Below are 17,241 nucleotides of genomic sequence, written 5' to 3' on the forward strand. Positions count from 1 at the left end.
TAATGAGGAGACCTGCCATGATGCCGATGCGACGCGATCTGAGTTTCGAGCTTCCCACCGATGCCATGCTGAACTGGCATCCCGCCGGCCCGCACATGGCGCATTTCTACAACACCCTGTCGATTTTCTTTCCAGTGGGGGAGCGCTTCTTCATTGATGCGGTACGTCATTACCGCGACCAGGGCGTGATTCAGGACGAACGCCTGTTGCAGGCAGTCCGCGCCTTCATCGGCCAGGAGGCCATGCACGGCCGTGAACACGAGGCCTACAACGCCGCCTACACTGAAGCCGGCGTGCCGGCGGAACGCATGGAGAAGCTGGTCGACATCATCCTGCGCGGCGTGCAGCGCATCTTTCCGCGCAGCTATCAACTGGGTGGCACCATCGCCCTGGAGCACTTCACCGCCACGCTGGCGCATGTGCTGCTCGATACCCCGGAGATGCTCGATGGTGCGGATGCGCATTTCGAGGCGATCTGGCGTTGGCACGCGCTGGAGGAAACCGAGCACAAGGCGGTGGCCTATGACGTCTTTCGCGAGGTCTACAAGGACAAGAAGCTGCGTGGCTACGCCAATCGGGTCGTGACCATGTTTCTTGCCACGGTGATGTTCTGGTCGCTGTGCTACCCCTTCTACATCTACAACGTGGCACGCACCGGCGGGCTGTTCAAGCTCAAGGGCTGGTGGACGGCCGCGCGCTATCAGTTCCTCAAGCCCGGCGCGTTGCGGCGCATACTGCCGCTGTATCTGGACTACTTCCGTCCCGGCTTTCATCCCTGGGACCACGACAACCGCCACTTCCTGGAAGGCGTCGAGGCCCTGGCCGAGCAGTACAACCGCAAGGCGGCCTGATGCGGGTCCCCACCGTGTGTCGGGCAACTGCGCTAGGGTAGTGCGCAGCGTCTTTCAGGGAGAAGGAGACAGTACATGGGGGAACATGAGGCGTCGCTGGAGCCGGCACTGCGGGCTGCGGTCAATGATGTCCCGCCGAAGAGCGTGATGCGCTTGCCGGCGGACGAGCAGCAGCGGTTGGCCACCCTGCTGGCGGATTCGCGACGCCATCAGCAGCAGCGGCTGCAGCAGGCGCTCAAGGATGCATTGGGCCACTTACCCAGACTGTTGCGTGGCCCGGTTCGGCGGGCGCTGTTCCCCAAGGGGGACCTGTGAGCCGGCTGGAGCATGAGGCGGAGGTCCTGAAGCTGGCCCGCTTCCTGGACGTGGAGGCCGAAGCACTGGACATGCTGGGCGAGGTGCCGGCGGCCGATATCCGCGCGCTTCGCGCCCAGGTCACCCATTTCTTCTTTGCCTCCGACCACCACTTTTTCAAGCGGCTGGTGGCCGCCTCGCGACTGCTGCCAGTGTCGCTGCTCGCCACGGTGGCGGGCAAGGTGCTGGGGCCGATGTTGTCGGCGCGCGTGGCGGGGCAGATGGATGTGGATCGTGGCGTGGGCATTGCCCAGCGCCTGCCTACCAACTTTCTCGCCGAGCTGTGCCTGAGTCTCGATCCGGAGCATACGCAAGACCTGATCCGCGCCATGCCGACGCAGCGCATTCGGGATGTCGCGCGCGTGCTGGCTGCGCAGGGCGAGTACGTCACCATGGCGCGCTTTGTCGATATCGTGACCGAAGAAGCGATTCGCGGCGTGCTCGAGGATCTGGAGGACGACGCCGCGCTGCTGCACATTGCCTTCTTCGTCGAGAACAAGGCGCGTCTTGAGCGCATCCTGGCGCTGATGCCGGAGGCGCGGCTGGTGCGCATCATTGAATTGGCGGCCGCGCGCAACGATCTCTGGCCGGAGGCACTGTCCCTGATGGAACATGTGGGCGATGGCTGGCGTGGACGATTGGGGGATCTGGCTGCGTCGCTGGACGATCATGTACTCGACAGCATGATCCGCTCCGTGGTGGCGGAGGATCTCTGGTCCGTGGTGCTGCCCGTTGTCGGCTGTATGCAGCTTGAGAGCCAGGCGCGCTTTGCCATGCATCCCAGCATGCAGGAACCCGCGATGCTGCATTCGGCGCTGCAGGCGGCCGACCGTGAGGGCACCTGGCATCTGATGCTGCCCGTGGTCGAGCAGATGGACGACACCGCCCGCGCGGCCGTTGCGCAGCAGGTCGACGCCCTGGATGGCGAGCAGTTGCTGCGCGTTGCCGAGGTGGCATCGGTCGAAGGGCAGTGGCAGTCGCTGCTCGCCATCATCGCGGCCATGGCGCCGCAACAGCGGACGCAGATGATGGCCCTGCTGGGTGTTGCCCCGGAGCGCACGCTGCAAGGGCTGCCCGAGGCGCTGGAGGCCACCCGGCAGTGGGCGTTGCTGGATTCCGTCTGGGCGGATCTCGGAGCCAACGCCCAGGCCCGGCTGCGCAAGGCAGTCGCAGCGGCGGGTCTGGAGGAGCGTCTGGGCGCGTCCAGTCCGTCGTGAGTCGCCGTACGCAGTACCCCTTGGAAGTCGGTGGCTTCACCGTGCATGTTCAACGCAAGGCCGTGAAGGCGCTGCGCTTGCGCGTGCGCGCGCCCGAAGGCAGTCTCCACGCCTCCGTGCCCTTTCGCGTCAGCGATCGCGACGTGCAGCGCTTTGTCTACGCCAAACGCGACTGGATTGCGGACCAGCAGGCCCGCTGTGTGGCGCGGCAACGGCCGCCGCACACCTTTCTGCCCGGCTCTGCGGTCCCGCTGTGGGGAGTGATGGCGCCCTTGCGCTACGGCCCCGCCGGCGAGGCGGAGGCGGCAGAGGGCATTCATCTGCCGCAGGCTGCGGCCAGCAGCCAGGACCGCCGCAAGGCTGCCGTGCATGCCTTTTATCGTCGCACCCTCGAATCGGAAATCGCGCAGCGTCTCCCGCGCTGGGAGTCGCGCCTGAATACGCGCGCGGAACACTGGTCAATCCGCAATATGCGCAGCCGCTGGGGTAGCTGCAATACCAGCCGTCGACGCTTGAATCTCAGCCTGCGACTGATTGCGCATCCCGTGGAATGTCTGGACTACGTGCTGGTCCATGAATTGGCGCACCTCTGGGTTGCCCGGCATGATCGGCAGTTCTGGCAGTTGGTCGCTCAGGCCATGCCCGACTGGCAGGTACACCATCAGCGGTTGCGTCAGGCCGGGCACGATGACGCCCTGTGGTGAGGGGGGCCGTCGTCATCGACGGCGCTGGGAAATGGCGGATTGATACGGGTCATTGTGTCCCCGCCTGAGGCGCGGCAGGCTGCGTCCCTGATGGGCTGACATGACCCGACGAAGAGGCGGGCTGGAATGCGAGAAGGAGCGATGCGGAACCGTGCTTGATGAAGCGATGCAGAAGCTGCGCAGCATGATGGATCAGGCTGCGCTGCAGGGTGAGGCCGAGTACCAGAGTGCTGCCCTTGCCACGGCCACCCTGTCCGGGCAGCCGTCGGTGCGCATGGTCTACCTCGTGCATGTCGAGGACGACGGCCCCATCTTCATGACCAGTCTGCACAGCGGCAAGGGCAGGCAGCTCATCGAGAACCCGCATGTCGGGCTCTGTCTCTTCTGGCCGCATATGCAGGAGCAGATCACGCTGGAGGGCGAGGCCGTGCTGCTGGACGATGCGGCATCGGATCATTACTGGAAGGCGCGGCTGCGAGACGACCAGCTCGGCGTCTGGGCCTCCGAAGCGGCCCACGAGGACGGCGAGGCGGCCGCCCCACGAGACAGCCTGCGCAGTTATCGCCAACGCTTCAGCGCGGTGGATGTGCCGCGCCCTGAGGGCTGGCGCGCCTTCCGCATTGCACCGGAGCTGATCCGCTTCTGGTCTACGGGCTGGCATCGCCTGCGCAATCGCGTCTGCTATACCCGCGGCCAGGGCGATCAATGGTCGGTCAGCGAGGAGCAGCCCTAGGCGCGCACGCTGCAAGCTGCCGTTACCGGCTGCGGATTGGGCCGCATCAGGGATGCGTGGGGCTCAACCGGCAACTGCTTCCCAGGCTGACGCAGCCACATCCTCGACGATGCGAATCGGGAAGGGCGCAGTCGCCTGGCCCGCGTACAGGCTGCGATGGGCGGAAGGAATCTCGATGTTGGCGGCATCCAGCGCCTCCTCATCACCGTCAACGGCTGTGGCGGAACTGGTCGATGCAGAGTTCGTCTTCGATGTGCAGCCCATTGAGTACATTCATCATCGCCAGGCTGCCCGCCAGGGTGTGCACGTGTCGAAACCAATCCGGGAGCAGGGCGGGCTCATCGAGCAGATCGTTGCAGGCATGATCCGACAGGGTGAAGACATCGGACAGATGCACACGCCCGCAGAACAGATGGCGCGCCAGATCCAGGCGATTGTTGCGCAGCGACCACAGGAAGAAGGCGATCACGCTGAGCCAGCCCTCGGCATAGACCGCATCCTTGGTGAAGGGGTAGCGTCCGCGCACATCGCCGCCGCGAAAGACGCGGATGGCTGATGCGCAGCTTTCCTCTTCGCTTTGCCCATGGCTCAGAAAGAATCGAAAGATGTCGATGAAATCCGCGCCCTCCAGGGCGTGGTCGATCGCAACGATGCGCAGCGAAATGCGCTTCATGCGTGCAAGGTCCATGGTGCCGGTGATGGTTTCCGCAAAGGTCGCCAGGCCTTCCTGGGTGGCGGTGGTGCGGGGGGCGCCTAGACCCAGCGATGGAAGCACGGATTGTCGGCGGCCGTTGATCGCCGTCAGGGAATGCACCATCACTTCGTGCTGCAACAGCTGTTCGGCGTCGTAGTACGAGAATTCCGCACCGGCGCGCAGGCGCACGCGGGTGCCTCCTGCCGCGGCCTTCGAGGCCAGCTCGGGTGACAACAGGACGGGAATGCTCTGCTCGCCGAAGGTCTCCGCCATGCCTGCGCGAATGCGATGCGCGACCTCTTCGGCGTTGAGGTGCGTGGCTGCGTCGGGGCCGCGAAAGTCGACCTGGAAGCGGTCCGCCTGTTTCACGAAGTACTGCGCCACGGCCGCGGACGAGCGACCCATCCAGCGGATGTTGGCGACGGGTCGGCCGTACATTTTCTGGGAGAGCGCAGTGAAGCTGGGGGTGCCCTGGGCATCCAGCAGATCAATGGCGTCGATGTAGCTCAGCGCCGTTTCCCGAACGATGCGGAAGGCTGGGTGATGAGTGCGTGCCGCTTCTTGGGCAATGCTGCAAAGTGCCTCTCGGGCGGCAGAGTGGTCGGGTCGCTGGAACGGCACCTGCGGCAGCTCGGGTGCGCCACGCCGCCAATGTCTCAGGAATTGCTCGCGCACGGAGATCGGCCACGACAGGGCGCCAAGAACGTGGATACCGCGCGCCGCGCCCGCGATCCGCTGGCTGAGAGCCGCCAAGCGTTCTCTTGCCGCAGTCGGCAGGGTGTCCGCCCCAGCGGGAGGCGGTGGGGGCTGGTTCATCACGTTCATGATGAGTGATCGTAGCTGCATCCGATGGCTCAGCGCGTCTCGGCCTGCAGAGGGGGCGCCAGGGCCGGGGTGGAGGCATGGCGATCGCGAGGATGCGTAGACCTTGCGTGCGTTTCTGTCGTCTTGCTGTCGGTGGTAAAACTTGCCGCATGACCCAATGCCCTGCTTCATCCGTCGGGATGGCCTCCCCCGCAGTGATGGGGAAGTGCCGAGCGAATCCGTTCAAGGCGCTTCGGTGTGAACCGGAGTGTCGACGCGCATGCTCACCACCACGTCGCAGCGGCGTTCGAGATGGCGCCGGAGGGCCTGGCGGACTCCGCAAAGAATGTCATTGGCGGCTGCGGCCGTGATGTTTGGATCGACTTGCACGGTCACGTCGATCAGCAATCGGTGCCCCATCCTTCGCGTGCGCAGATTGCTCTCCCCGATGACTCCGTGAACGGAGCGCACGACTGCGCGGATCCCTTGGGTCGTCTCCGCATCCAGACCCGTGTCCACCAGCTCCTCGCCCGCCCGCCAACCCAGGCGCCAACCCGTCAATCCAATCAGCAGCGACACAGCCAGTGCCGCTACCGCGTCCAGATAGGCGAAGCCGGCCAGCGATCCGAGCACCCCGACAATGACGACGACGGAAGACAGTGCGTCGTTTCTCGAATGCCAGGCATTGGCGCGCAGCAGGTCCGAGTCGTAGCGGGTCGCCACACGCATGGTGAAGCGATAGGCCCCTTCCTTGGCAATCACTGACAGGCAGGCAATGCTCAGCGCCAGCCATCCCGGTTCGGCAATGCGTTCGGGATGCAGTAGGCGCGTGGCAGCGTCGTAGGCGAAGCCCCCCGCCACCATCAGCAATGTGGCGCCCAGACCGAGCGTGGCCGCGGTCTCGAATCGCTCGTGCCCATAGGGGTGATTGGCGTCCGGCGGCTGCCCCCCAATGCGAGCGGCCCACAAGACCAGCACATCGCTGGCGAGGTCGGAGGCAGAGTGGGCGGCATCCGCAATCAACGCCTGGGATTGGCCGATCACCCCGCCAACGGCCTTGATCACTGCCAGCGCCGCGTCGATGGCGGCGCCGGCCAGTGTGATGCGTCGCTTGGCCGCAAAGGCGGTGTCAGACATGAGCGCAGGCGGTGTCCATGCCGCGCCACGATAGCGCGTCATGCCGTGGCGGCGCGGATGCGCCGCAAATTTGCCTCAGGCGGCGCGGCGTGCGGGCTCGGTCTCGACCAGCGGCGTCGGTAGGGCTACGGCGGAAGCCAGCTCCTCCAGGGCCGCGCGGTCGGTGATCAGGATGCGCTGGCGGCTGCTGCTGATCAGGCCGCGTTCATTGAAGCGGGTCATGACGCGCGACACGGTCTCGGTCGCCAGGCGCAGGTAGTTGGCAATGTCACGGCGGGTCATCGGCAGTTGCAGTGCACCCGAGGGGCCGGTCGGCAGGCGCTGCATCATGGAGACCAGGAAGGCGGCTACGCCTTCCTCGGCGGTGTGGTTGCCGGCCAGCGCCTGCGCTTCGGCGAGGTCGTGGCTGAGACGCTGCATGAGGCGGCGCATCAACAACGGACTTTCCTCCATCAGCGACAGGACGCGGTCGCGCGGCACCGCACATACCTGCGAAGGCGTGACGGCGACGGCCGTGACGCGATGCACATCCGCATCCAGCGTGTCGAGACCGACAATGTCACCCGGCAGATACAGTCCGCGCACGCACTCGGCGCCGTCGCGATCCAGGGCGTAGGTCTTGATGCATCCGGAGCGCACCATGTAAAGCGAATCGGCGGCGTCGCCGGTCTCGAACAGGCAGGCGCCCGACTGACGCAGCGGAGGCGTCGGCTGCAGCATGGACTGCCAGAGGGCGAGGGTGCTGCGGTCGCAGCCGCGCACCAGGCATTGCGCGTGTACCGGGCAATAGTCACAGGCCTGCGAGGCCGGACGGGCGGCGTGGGTACTAGTGCGGGTTTCCGTGGTGTGGGCGCGATGCAGGTGCATGGGTCTCTCCTCAGTAGACGGTGCCATGGTGCGCGCCGGTTGCGCTGCGTACTATCCGGTGTTTCCCCCGCGGGCGTAGTGGAAACTACGTAGTTGTGTTGCGGGTGTGCACAAGAACGGGCTGAATGAAGGGGTTCGTCCATCAGGAGTGCCCATGCGCGTGATGCAGCTCGATCAGGTGGGCGCACCGCTGCGCCTCGCGGAACGCCCGCTGCCGGAGCCTGGCGACGGGCAACTGCTGGTGCGAGTACATGCCTGCGGTGTCTGCCGTACGGATCTTCACGTCGTCGATGGTGACCTGCCGGATCTCGGCCGGCCGGTGGTGCCGGGTCATGAGATTGTCGGTACCGTGCTCTCGCGGGGCGAGGGGGCCGATGGCCACGCACCGGGTACCCGCGTCGGGATCCCCTGGCTGGGCTGGAGTTGCGGATGCTGCCGTTGGTGCATGGCCGGTCAGGAAAACCTTTGTCCCGACGCGCGCTTCACCGGCTATCAGATCGATGGTGGATATGCCGATCACGTCGTCGTGGACGCGCGCTACTGTTTCCCCCTCCCGGACAGCTACAGCGATGTGGAGGCGGCACCCTTGCTGTGCGCCGGTCTGATTGGCTATCGGGCGCTGACCATGACGGGCGGTGCGCAGGTGATTGGCATCTATGGGTTCGGCGCGGCGGCGCATATCGTGGTGCAGGTGGCGCTGTATCAGGGGCGCCGGGTGTACGCCTTTACCCGTCCGGGCGATGCGGCTGCACAGCGCTTTGCATGTAGCCTGGGCGTGCACTGGGCGGGGGGTTCCGACCAGGCGCCGCCCGAAGCATTGGACGCTGCAATCCTGTTTGCACCGGTTGGCTCACTGCTGCCGGAAGCCCTACGCCGGGTGGTGCCCGGCGGCGTTGTGGTCTGCGCAGGCATCCACATGAGTGAGATTCCCGCCTTTCCCTACCGCATTCTCTGGGGTGAGCGCAGCGTGCGGTCCGTGGCCAATCTTACGCGGGCCGATGCGGAGGCCTTCCTGGCCTTGGCGCCCAAAGTGCCCGTGCGCACGCACACCGTGACCTACGCGCTGGATGCTGCCAACACGGCGCTGGATGACCTGCGCGCGGGGCGCCTGTCCGGCGCGGCGGTCCTGGTGCCGGAACGCGAAAGCGCCTGAGCTGACGCCATCCCGGCCTATGCGCGCAGCCGCCGCTTGCGGCGTGCGCGTCAATTCTGTCTCGCGGACTGGGTCTGGCGGATGGTGGTCAGCATCTGTACCAGGGCCGCCAGCGAGCGCGCCTGCATCTTGCGCATGATCTGCGCGCGATGCTGCTCGACGGTGCGTTCACTCAGGGACAGATCCAGGGCGATGGCCTTGTTGGCGAGCCCGTCGTGCAGCATCCAGGCGACCTCGCGCTCGCGCGTCGTGAGATTGCCGTACTGCTCCAGGATGGAACGGCGCTGCGTCTGCTCGGCGCGATCCTGCAGGTCCTGCTCAAGCGCGTGCTGGACGCGGCGGATGAGTTCGTTGTCGTTGAAGGGCTTCTGCAGGAAGTCAGTGGCACCGGCGCGCATGGCCTCTACCGCCATCGGGACATCGCCGTGGCCGGTAATGAAGATGATGGGCAGTGACCATCCGCGGCTGGTGATTTCCTTCTGCAGTTCGAGCCCACTCATGCGCGGCATGCGTACGTCCAGCAGCAGGCAGCCGGGCGCCTCTGGTTGATAGCCGTCGAGAAAGGCGGCGGCACTCGAGAAAACCTGCGTCTGGATGCCGACAGAGCGCAGCAGCAGCGCAATGCTGTCCGCAACGGCGGACTCGTCATCGACGATGAATACGGTCGAACGTTGTAGATCAGCGGCTTGATCACTCATGGCTATTTCGGTCCGTAGCCTTGGGAAGGCAGAGGCGGAACGTGGTGCCGCCGCGGGCATTGCGCTCGAAGCGCAGGCTGCCGTCGTGAGCCGACACGATGGAATGACAGATCGAGAGACCGAGCCCCAGGCCTTCCTCCTTGGTCGTGAAGAAGGGCTCCCCGACGCGGTCGTCATGCTGCTCCTCGATACCGGGCCCCCCGTCCGCCACCGCGACGAGCACATCCCCACCTGTCGAGCGCGTGCTGACGATGATGCGGTCGTCGCGGGCGTGCTCGCGCATGGCGTCGAGGGCATTGCGCAACAGATTGAGAATCACCTGCTGGATCTGGATGGCATCACCGTGCACCGGTGGCAGGTCCGGGGCGAGGTCAAGCATCAGGTTGAAGCCAGCCTGGCGGATATCGTGTTCGCACAGTTGGACCACCTCTCGTACCAGGGCGCTGCAATCCAGAGCCTCGCGCGATTCATCCCGACGGCGCAGCAGGGCACGCAATCCACGGATAACCTGCCCGGCGCGTTCGCCCTGGGCGGCGATCTTCTGCAGGATCTCCTTGAGCTCGTCGCTGCTGATGCTGTCGTTATCCAGCATGCGCCGCGAGGCATGCGCATAGTTGACGATGGCACTGAGCGGCTGCCCCAATTCGTGGGCGATGCCGCTCACCATTTCGCCGAGGGTGCCCAGGCGCCCGACGTGCGTGAGTCGATTGCGCAGATCCTCGGCCTCACGCGTGGCGCGGATCAGCGGGCCGCGATCCATCAGCGCCACGATGAGCATGCGGGGCGTCCCGTCATTGTCGCGTCCGACAGCGGCGTACATCTGGGTATGGATGGTTTCGCCAAGGTGATCGACGAAACGCAGCGGACGGCGGACACTGCCACCGACCGCGAGTAGTGAATTGAGCGCACGCGTGCCATCATCGCGATCCTCCTCGTGCATCAACGCGCTGATGGGTCGCTGCAGGAAGTCGTCGCTGACACCCCCGAATAACGTGCAGCAGGCAGCGTTGACGTTGACCACGCGCCCATCCGGATCGGTGACGGCAAAGGCCATGGGCGCGTTGGAGAAAACCAGGCGCAGCTCCTCGGCCTGCTGCGTGAGCTGGGCTTCCTGGGCCTTGCGCTGCGAGATATCGCGCAGGATGCCGACAAAGCCGTGGCCATCCTGGCTTTCGAATTCACCCACCGAGAGTTCGATGGGAAAGGTATTGCCATCCCGGTGGCGGGCCATGACCTCGCGGCCGATCCCGATGATCTTCTTTTCGCCGGTTTCCCGATAGTTGCGCAGATAGCCGTCGTGATGCTCGCGCTCTGGGGTGGGCATGAGCAGATTCACGTTCTGGCCGATCACTTCCTGCTCGCGATAGCCGAACAGCTTCTCGGCCGAGCGGCTGAAGCGCGTGATACGCCCCTCGCGGGTGATCAGGACGATGGCATCGACGGCTGCATCGAGCAGCGCTTCGAAGCGGTCGGTGGCGACAGGACGGATGCCTTGCTCAACGGGGCGGGGGACCATGGCCGTAGTGTAGCGCGCGCCCAACCAAGGGCTGCGGCAGCTTGACGCAGGTCAATGTGGTGGCAACGGCAGCGATGGAGACTGAGTGCCATTCCTTACGTTGTATCCGGACCCCCCATGATTCGATACCGCCGCATCGTCGTCGCCACGGACCTGTCCCCTACGGCGGAGACCGCGCTCGCCACGGCCGCGCAATTGGCCCGCCGCGACGATGCACAACTGCATGTGCTGCATGTGCGTTCCCCCGTGCAGAGCGTGGTGTCCACGACCCTCGGCATAGACAATCCCACGGCCGAACTGATGGGGGATCGCGCCGTACGTGCCTGGATTCGCGCCGCAGGCTTTGAGGAGGAAGTGAGCGTCATGCGCGTGGTTGCGGGCAGGCAGGACGCCGCGCCGCAGATTCTGCATTACGCCAAGGACGAGCGCGCCGACCTGGTTGTTCTCGGCCAGCACGGTCATCACGATCTGGCGGTGCCCTTCCTCGGCAACGAGGCGCACGGCGTGCTGCGCGAGGCCGGCTGTGATGTTCTGGTGACCCAGGGTCGGCGGAAGGGGGGCGATGCGCCCATTGGAATCCAGCGCATCCTGGCACCAGTGGATCTGTCGCCTTCCTCCGGCGAGGCGATGCGCGCGGCCGGCGATCTGGCGTCCCGCCTTGGTGCCGGGTTGACGGTCTATCTGGCACTGGAGCCGCTAGCGTTGCCGCCCTACCTGCCGCTGGAGCACATGGAGCAGGACAATGCGGCGCACGCCGAAGCGGCACTGAAGACCTTTGTGGAGGCGGCCGAGTTGCCAGTGCAGCATCATCGGGTGATCGAGCGCGGCACGCCGCATCGCTGCATTACCGAGTTCGCGCGACGCAAGAAAATTGATCTCATCGTCATGGGCCGCGCCGGACTTGGACGGGTCGAGCGGCTTTTCCTGGGCAGCGTGACCGAGCGCGTACTGCGCACCACTCCCTGCGCCGTTCTGGTTCACCATGAATGGCCGACCGACGTGGACAGTGCCGCTTCCGGCGTGGCGAGGGTTTCCGCCGGCGTCGGCTAGGTGTCGGGTCCCGGATGATCACCTTCTTCACAATAGGCGCCCACTGCTGATGGGCCGTGAAGCCCTGGCGGGAGTTTTGGCACGATGGGAGAAGGATCCGGGATGCTGCTGAGCTTGCACAAGAACGCGACCACCACGCCGGCGACGCGCCAAGCGATTCGAGAGGCCGAAGGCACCGTTGACGAGCTGGCGGCGCGCTTCGGGCAGTCGCGCGACACCATCATGAAGTGGCGACGCCGGGAGTCGACGGCGGATCGCAGTCACACGCCGCACCGGCTCTCCAAGACGCTGAACGACGGGCAGGAGGCGCTGGTGCTGTATCTGCGCACCACGCTGCGCCTGCCCCTGGACGATCTGTTGGCAGTCACGCGCGAGTTCATTGCCCCGCAGATGAGTCGCTCGGCGCTGGACCGGATGCTGCGGCGCCATGGCGTCTCGAAGTTGCCGAAGGAAGCCGATGCCGAGGCAAAGCCCAGCAAGCCCTTCAAGCCCTACGAGCCGGGCTTCGTGCACATCGACATCAAGTACCTGCCCCAGATGCGCGACGAGGACACGCGGCGCTACGCCTTTGTGGCCATCGACCGCGCCACGCGCTGGGTTTATGTGCAATTGATGGCCGATAAGAGCACGCGCTCGGCCGAGCGCTTTCTCAAGGCGTTGCACGAGGCGGCCCCGTTCAATATCCACACGATCCTGACCGACAACGCCAAGGAATTCACCGACCGCTTCACCGCCAACGGCCAGCGGCAGCCCACCGGGACGCACGGCTTTGATCGGCGCTGCACCGAACTCGGCATCGAGCACCGGCTCATTCCGCCGGGCCGGCCCCAAACCAACGGCATGGTCGAGCGCTTCAATGGACGAATTGCCGACGTCCTGCGCACGCACCACTTCCGCAGCCGCGACGACCTCGAAACCACGCTCAAGCGCTATGTCTGGCTGTACAACCAGCATCTGCCACAAAAGGCGATCAGCCATCGCACGCCCATTCAAATCATGAAGGACTGGCAGGCGCACAAGCCGGACATATTCAAAAAAGCTGTTCGTAATCACTCGGGACCTGACAGCTAGGGCGTGCCTCCCTGCCGGGGTCCGCAGAACCACGACGACACACACCGCCCGCAGGTGGAGCGCACCATGACGTATCGCCGCATTCTTCTCGCCACCGATCTATCTCCGAGCGCCGATAGCGCCGCCGCGCTGGCACGCAGTCTGGCGCGGCGCGATGGCGCCACGCTGCACGTGCTGCACGTCAATGTGCTGTCGGCAGAGCATTTGCAGTATCGCGGCCTGTCCGGCATCGAAGCCTATGCCCTGCAGGTGGTCGAGGCCTGCCGCAATACCCTGGAGGACTTCCAGGACGAACCCGGCCTGTCATTGGTGCGCTCGGTGCGCAATGACCAGTCGCCCGCCAATGCGATCCTCGACTACGCCGAGGAGCAGCAAATCGATCTGATCATTGTTGGCTCACGCGGCCTGAGCGCAGTCAAGCGCTTTCTGCTCGGCAGCGTGGCGAGCAAGGTGGTGCATGCCGCGTCCTGCTCGGTGCTGGTTGCGGGTCAGGACGAGCAAGGGACGCATGCGGACGGGATCAAATGCATTGTCGCCAGCACGGACCTGTCTGAGGTATCCGCGTCAGGATTGCGCCAAGCCGATGCACTGGCTCAGGCGCACGGCGCCCGTCTCTGCATCGTGCATGTCATGGTGCCGCCCATGGTCGATCCCTACGACGCTGTAATGATTGCGCCCCACATTGACCCTGCCAATGGTCGGCGCGCCCTCGCGGATTTTGTGCGGAAACTTGGCTTAAAGACCGACGCCGAACAGGTGGTGGTCCTGGGGCTGGCGGATCAGGAGATCGTCGCAACGGCACAGGCGCGGCAGGCGGACCTGATCATCGTGTCCAACACCGGCATGTCCACGGCGGGACGTCTGCTGCTGGGAAGCGTGGCCGACAAGGTGGTGCGCAGCGCGCACGCTCCGGTGCTCGTGCACCGCGTGCCGGTGGCGCGCTGACCGCCACCCCGGCCGTGTCAGCGCGGACCGGTGCCGCGACGCAGCCAGCGCGGCAGATGGCGAGGGCGGCGCTTGCGCGGGGGAAGTACCTGGGAGTGGTCACCACTGCGGCCCTCGGCGCGTTCGACCGCGGCGCGGGTCCCGATGGGCCCCGTCAGCTCAAAGACAATTGTGGCGAAGATCACGACCGACAGGAGTTGTGGGCCCTCCGGCAGGCGCTCGGATGCCGCCAGTGCCAGACCAAGCGCGACCCCGGCCTGTGGGAGCAGCGCCACCCCCAGCCAGGCCGCTTCGCCCGAAGGGAGGCCGGCGCGCGCTCCGCCGAGCCAGCCGCCACTGATCTTGCCCGCGGAACGAAGCAGTACGTAGGCAATACCGAGGCTACCGGAGGCGAGCAGCATGTCCCACTCCAGGCTGGCACCCGCCAGCACGAAGAACACCACCAGAAAGGGCCGCTCAATGTGCTCGATCTCGTGAAAAGGGCGCTCGTGATGGCGCGCGAGATTCGATACGACCGCGCCCAGCACCACGGCAGCGAGAATGGGAGAGACGGCCAAAGTGCTCGACAGGGCGGTCAGAATCAGCACGATGCCCAACGCCTCTTCAAGGCTCGGGTAGCCCGGTCGAATGCGGCCGGTCAGCCATGCCATTGGCATGCCCAGGACCGCGCCCAGGGCCACAGCTCCCAGAATCTCTGCTCCGGCCTCTTGCGCCGCCTCCAGGGGCGTACCCGTGCCGCTGGCCACGCTCAGTGCCAAGGCGAAAGCGAGCAGGGCAATGACGTCGTCGACGGCCACGACGCCCATCAGGATGCGGGAGAAGCGTCCCTGCAAACCCAGTTCATGCACCACCGCTACGGTGGCGGCGGGGGCGGTCGCCGTTGCGATCCCTGCCAGGGTGAGCGACAAGGGCGTGCCGAAACCCAGGAGCAGCAAGCCGCCCGCAACCAGCGCGAAGGTCACCGCGGCTTGCGCCACCGCGGCGATGAGCACGGTACGGCCGAGTGTGTGAATCCGCTCCCGCGTGAACTCGCCGCCGATGAGAAAGCCCACCATGACGAGGGCGATATCGGTGACAACCGGAAACCATCGGTGTGCATCGGCGGGCAAAAGATCGAAGGCCGCGGGTCCGACCGCAATGCCGAGGCAGAGCTGCAGTGTCACGCCTGGCACGGCGGTACGACGGCCAATGGCTTCCGCGGCCAAACCGAGCAGAAGCAACAGCCCTATCGCCAGTTGTGCGATGGCCACTGCTGAGATGTCCGTGGGCAAATGCAACCTCCATCAGGCCAGACCGGGTGCTACGCACCATAGCCCGGCTCGGTTCGGCGCGGTGAATGCGCGCCTTGATCTAGATCAAGGCACAAATCTTCCGCCAGGGATAGCCTTCACCCAGCTTTCATGAAGGAATAACGATATGTATAAATAGGTATATATCGTGATCCCGCAACGAAGCGCTCGCCATTGACCGACGCGGAGTAGATCGCCATGGACGACAGCACCCTTGCCACCCCTGCGCAGGCCGACATCCCGCCACAGGAGGATTCGATGCCAATACCAACGGTTCACGCATTCTTTGACCGCGCGACCTTTACGGTGAGCTACGTTGTTGCCGATCCAGAGACTGGCGTCTGCGCAGTGGTCGATCCAGTGATGGACTACGATCCAAGCGCTGCGCGAACGTCGCACCAGTCGGCAGAGCAGCTGACAGCCACCATCCGTGAGCATGGCTATCAGGTGGAGTGGATCCTCGAGACGCATGCCCACGCGGATCATCTGACCGGGGCACAGTGGATCAAGGCGCATTGCGGGGGCAAGATCGCGATTGGTGAGAATATCCGCCAGGTGCAGCAGACCTTTGCAGGCCTGTTCAATCTTGGCGGTGATTTCCCGACGGATGGGTCGCAATTCGACCATCTCTTTGCCGATGACGAGAGCTTTTCCATTGGCAAGCTGAAGGGCCGGGTAATGCACACGCCGGGGCATACCCCGGCGTGCATCAGCTACGTCATCGAAAACACCTGCTTTGTGGGCGACACCCTGTTCATGCCGGATTACGGCACTGCACGCGCCGATTTTCCGGGCGGAGATGCGCGCACGCTGTACCGCTCCATCCAGCGCATTCACCGTCTGCCTGCGGATACGCACCTCTACATGTGCCACGACTACATGCCAGGCGGACGCGAACCGCAGTGGGAAACCACCGTGTCGCAGAGCCGGCAGTACAACAAGATGATTCGCGACGGGGTAGACGAGGACAGCTTCGTGGAAGTGCGCGAGAACCGCGACGCAGGGCTGCGTGCTCCGGTGCTGATACTTCCATCACTGCAGGTGAACGTCCGCGCCGGTGTGTTGCCAGAACCGGAAGACAACGGCATTGCCTACCTCAAGCTGCCACTCAACAAGCTCGGCGGCAGCTGACGCGACAACCAGTCTCCTCCCTTGGCTGCGGCCTGTCCCGGAAGGATCCTCCTGACCCGGGCACAGGACCGCAGCATTTCTTTTTTGTGGGGGCGCCACATTCAGGCAGGCAGCGTGAGGATCGTGTCGCGCGCGAAGCTGCGACGGGCACAGGGCACAGGGCACAGGGCAGAGCAGCACAGGCCTCGAGGAGGGGCCAAAACAACCCTTCGAACCTTTGGGCGCATTCCAGCCCGGCTGCGCAGGCACACCACCAGGCTGACAGCGTGCATTGCTTGCAAGCGTCGCGGGTTTTGTGGCCAGCGCGGTTCGCCAATGCAGTGAGGGAATTGCGTGGTAGCAAGGGCGGGGCTCGAACCCGCGACCTCGGCATTATGAGAGCGTGTTTGCTGGCTCATAAACCGTAAGTGAAACAGCCACTTGCGGCGTTTGCCGACCCCCACTGTGCCAATTTTGTGCCACTTCGGTGGCCTTTGGTAGAGCACATGACTACGCAGTCAAAGACCATGCTAGCCTCCTGCATTACTCGACTGTCATAAGACCGCAATCCAGTTGACTGACAGTCGGTTTTTCCAAGAAGAAGAAGGAGGGTCGTATGGCTGGTTACTACACGTTGTTCCAGAGCGAGAAGAGCGGGGAGTGGTACTTCAACCTCAAGGCGGGCAACCACGAGATCATCTTGCAGTCGGAAGGCTACACAGCCAAGTCCGGCGCTGAGAACGGTATCGCGTCAGTACGGAGCAACGGTGCGAACGATGACCGTTATGAGCGCAAGTCGTCGGACAAGGGCAACTACTGGTTCCTTCTCAAGGCCGGCAACGGCCAGACCATCGGCAAGAGTGAGATGTATACCTCAGCATCGAGCCGCGACAACGGGATCGAGTCTGTGAAGAAGAATGCGCCGTCTACGGATGTCCGTGAAAGCTAGGTAGTTGGCGCTAGCCGGGTAGGTGACAACGGAAGCCGCTCCTTGAGAGCGGCTTTCATATTTGGGGATACCCGCACAACCCTTGACGTTGAGAGCGTG

At 64.8% G+C, this 17,241-nt stretch carries 18 protein-coding genes and 1 pseudogene; 12 read left to right on the forward strand and 7 right to left on the reverse strand.

Annotation, left to right across the window (positions count from 1 at the left end):
• The first annotated feature begins 17 nt into the window (after positions 1–17).
• From ACOOFO_RS08470 to ACOOFO_RS08490, 5 genes are all read left to right on the forward strand, one after another.
• Positions 18–851, forward strand: a complete 834-nt coding sequence (locus ACOOFO_RS08470; RefSeq protein ID WP_420426353.1) for a metal-dependent hydrolase — start codon at positions 18–20, stop codon at positions 849–851.
• A gap of 75 nt (positions 852–926) precedes the next feature.
• Positions 927–1,166: a hypothetical protein gene (locus tag ACOOFO_RS08475; RefSeq protein WP_420426354.1), complete on the forward strand. Its 240-nt coding sequence runs from the start codon at positions 927–929 to the stop codon at positions 1,164–1,166.
• The gene (locus tag ACOOFO_RS08480) at positions 1,163–2,422 is read left to right on the forward strand and encodes a hypothetical protein (protein ID WP_420426355.1); all 1,260 of its coding nucleotides are present in this window, start codon (positions 1,163–1,165) and stop codon (positions 2,420–2,422) included. Before ACOOFO_RS08475 ends, ACOOFO_RS08480 begins: the two co-directional genes overlap by 4 nt.
• Positions 2,419–3,126 carry a M48 family metallopeptidase gene (locus ACOOFO_RS08485; RefSeq protein WP_420426356.1) on the forward strand — a complete coding sequence of 236 codons (708 nt, stop codon included), beginning with the start codon at positions 2,419–2,421 and terminating at the stop codon, positions 3,124–3,126. The genes ACOOFO_RS08480 and ACOOFO_RS08485 overlap by 4 nt, the downstream gene beginning before the upstream one ends.
• Positions 3,127–3,226: 100 nt before the next feature.
• Positions 3,227–3,859 (forward strand): pyridoxine/pyridoxamine 5'-phosphate oxidase, encoded by a 633-nt coding sequence (locus tag ACOOFO_RS08490; RefSeq protein ID WP_420426357.1) that lies wholly within the window; start codon positions 3,227–3,229, stop codon positions 3,857–3,859.
• A 63-nt stretch (positions 3,860–3,922) separates the two neighbouring features.
• Here the strand turns inward: ACOOFO_RS08490 and ACOOFO_RS08495 are convergent, their stop codons facing one another.
• The 4 genes from ACOOFO_RS08495 to ACOOFO_RS08510 form a co-directional block, all read right to left on the reverse strand.
• Positions 3,923–4,123 carry a hypothetical protein gene (locus ACOOFO_RS08495; protein ID WP_420429825.1) on the reverse strand — a complete coding sequence of 67 codons (201 nt, stop codon included), beginning with the start codon at positions 4,121–4,123 and terminating at the stop codon, positions 3,923–3,925.
• Entirely contained in the window at positions 4,068–5,378 is a 1,311-nt protein-coding gene (locus ACOOFO_RS08500) for a tyrosine/phenylalanine carboxypeptidase domain-containing protein (protein WP_420426358.1), read from the reverse strand. The genes ACOOFO_RS08495 and ACOOFO_RS08500 overlap by 56 nt, the downstream gene beginning before the upstream one ends.
• Before the next feature lie 222 nt (positions 5,379–5,600).
• Positions 5,601–6,494 carry a cation diffusion facilitator family transporter gene (locus tag ACOOFO_RS08505; protein ID WP_420426359.1) on the reverse strand — a complete coding sequence of 298 codons (894 nt, stop codon included), beginning with the start codon at positions 6,492–6,494 and terminating at the stop codon, positions 5,601–5,603.
• A gap of 75 nt (positions 6,495–6,569) precedes the next feature.
• Entirely contained in the window at positions 6,570–7,361 is a 792-nt protein-coding gene (locus ACOOFO_RS08510) for a Crp/Fnr family transcriptional regulator (protein WP_420426360.1), read from the reverse strand.
• A gap of 154 nt (positions 7,362–7,515) precedes the next feature.
• Between ACOOFO_RS08510 and ACOOFO_RS08515 the strand changes: the two genes are divergently transcribed.
• Positions 7,516–8,514 (forward strand): zinc-dependent alcohol dehydrogenase family protein, encoded by a 999-nt coding sequence (locus tag ACOOFO_RS08515; RefSeq protein WP_420426361.1) that lies wholly within the window; start codon positions 7,516–7,518, stop codon positions 8,512–8,514.
• Positions 8,515–8,564: 50 nt separating this feature from the next.
• Here the strand turns inward: ACOOFO_RS08515 and ACOOFO_RS08520 are convergent, their stop codons facing one another.
• Together ACOOFO_RS08520 and ACOOFO_RS08525 are read right to left on the reverse strand one after the other, a co-directional pair.
• Positions 8,565–9,212 (reverse strand): response regulator transcription factor, encoded by a 648-nt coding sequence (locus ACOOFO_RS08520; protein ID WP_420426362.1) that lies wholly within the window; start codon positions 9,210–9,212, stop codon positions 8,565–8,567.
• Positions 9,205–10,728 carry a PAS domain-containing sensor histidine kinase gene (locus ACOOFO_RS08525; RefSeq protein WP_420426363.1) on the reverse strand — a complete coding sequence of 508 codons (1,524 nt, stop codon included), beginning with the start codon at positions 10,726–10,728 and terminating at the stop codon, positions 9,205–9,207. The genes ACOOFO_RS08520 and ACOOFO_RS08525 overlap by 8 nt, the downstream gene beginning before the upstream one ends.
• A gap of 117 nt (positions 10,729–10,845) precedes the next feature.
• Here ACOOFO_RS08525 and ACOOFO_RS08530 point away from each other — a divergent pair, with 117 nt between their 5' ends.
• The 4 genes and pseudogenes from ACOOFO_RS08530 (at position 10,846) to ACOOFO_RS08545 (ending at position 13,794) form a co-directional block, all read left to right on the forward strand.
• Positions 10,846–11,778 (forward strand): universal stress protein, encoded by a 933-nt coding sequence (locus ACOOFO_RS08530; RefSeq protein ID WP_420426364.1) that lies wholly within the window; start codon positions 10,846–10,848, stop codon positions 11,776–11,778.
• A 102-nt stretch (positions 11,779–11,880) separates the two neighbouring features.
• Positions 11,881–12,849, forward strand: coding sequence for an IS481 family transposase (locus ACOOFO_RS08535; protein ID WP_420426365.1), 969 nt, complete (start codon positions 11,881–11,883; stop codon positions 12,847–12,849).
• 66 nt (positions 12,850–12,915) lie between these two features.
• Positions 12,916–13,320: pseudogene (locus tag ACOOFO_RS08540) on the forward strand (universal stress protein); the annotation flags it as partial.
• Positions 13,321–13,419: 99 nt separating this feature from the next.
• Positions 13,420–13,794, forward strand: a complete 375-nt coding sequence (locus tag ACOOFO_RS08545; protein ID WP_420429696.1) for a universal stress protein — start codon at positions 13,420–13,422, stop codon at positions 13,792–13,794.
• Positions 13,795–13,811: 17 nt separating this feature from the next.
• Here the strand turns inward: ACOOFO_RS08545 and ACOOFO_RS08550 are convergent, their stop codons facing one another.
• Entirely contained in the window at positions 13,812–15,065 is a 1,254-nt protein-coding gene (locus tag ACOOFO_RS08550; RefSeq protein WP_420426366.1) for a cation:proton antiporter, read from the reverse strand.
• A gap of 276 nt (positions 15,066–15,341) precedes the next feature.
• On the opposite strand from ACOOFO_RS08550, the gene ACOOFO_RS08555 reads away from it, so the two are divergent.
• Entirely contained in the window at positions 15,342–16,214 is an 873-nt protein-coding gene (locus tag ACOOFO_RS08555; RefSeq protein WP_420429698.1) for an MBL fold metallo-hydrolase, read from the forward strand.
• Between the two features lie 595 nt (positions 16,215–16,809).
• Positions 16,810–17,142 carry a YegP family protein gene (locus ACOOFO_RS08560; protein ID WP_420426367.1) on the forward strand — a complete coding sequence of 111 codons (333 nt, stop codon included), beginning with the start codon at positions 16,810–16,812 and terminating at the stop codon, positions 17,140–17,142.
• Positions 17,143–17,241: the final 99 nt, after the last annotated feature.

Source organism: Algiphilus sp. (genome assembly GCF_965216485.1).
Taxonomy (GTDB): Bacteria; Pseudomonadota; Gammaproteobacteria; order Nevskiales; family Nevskiaceae; genus Algiphilus.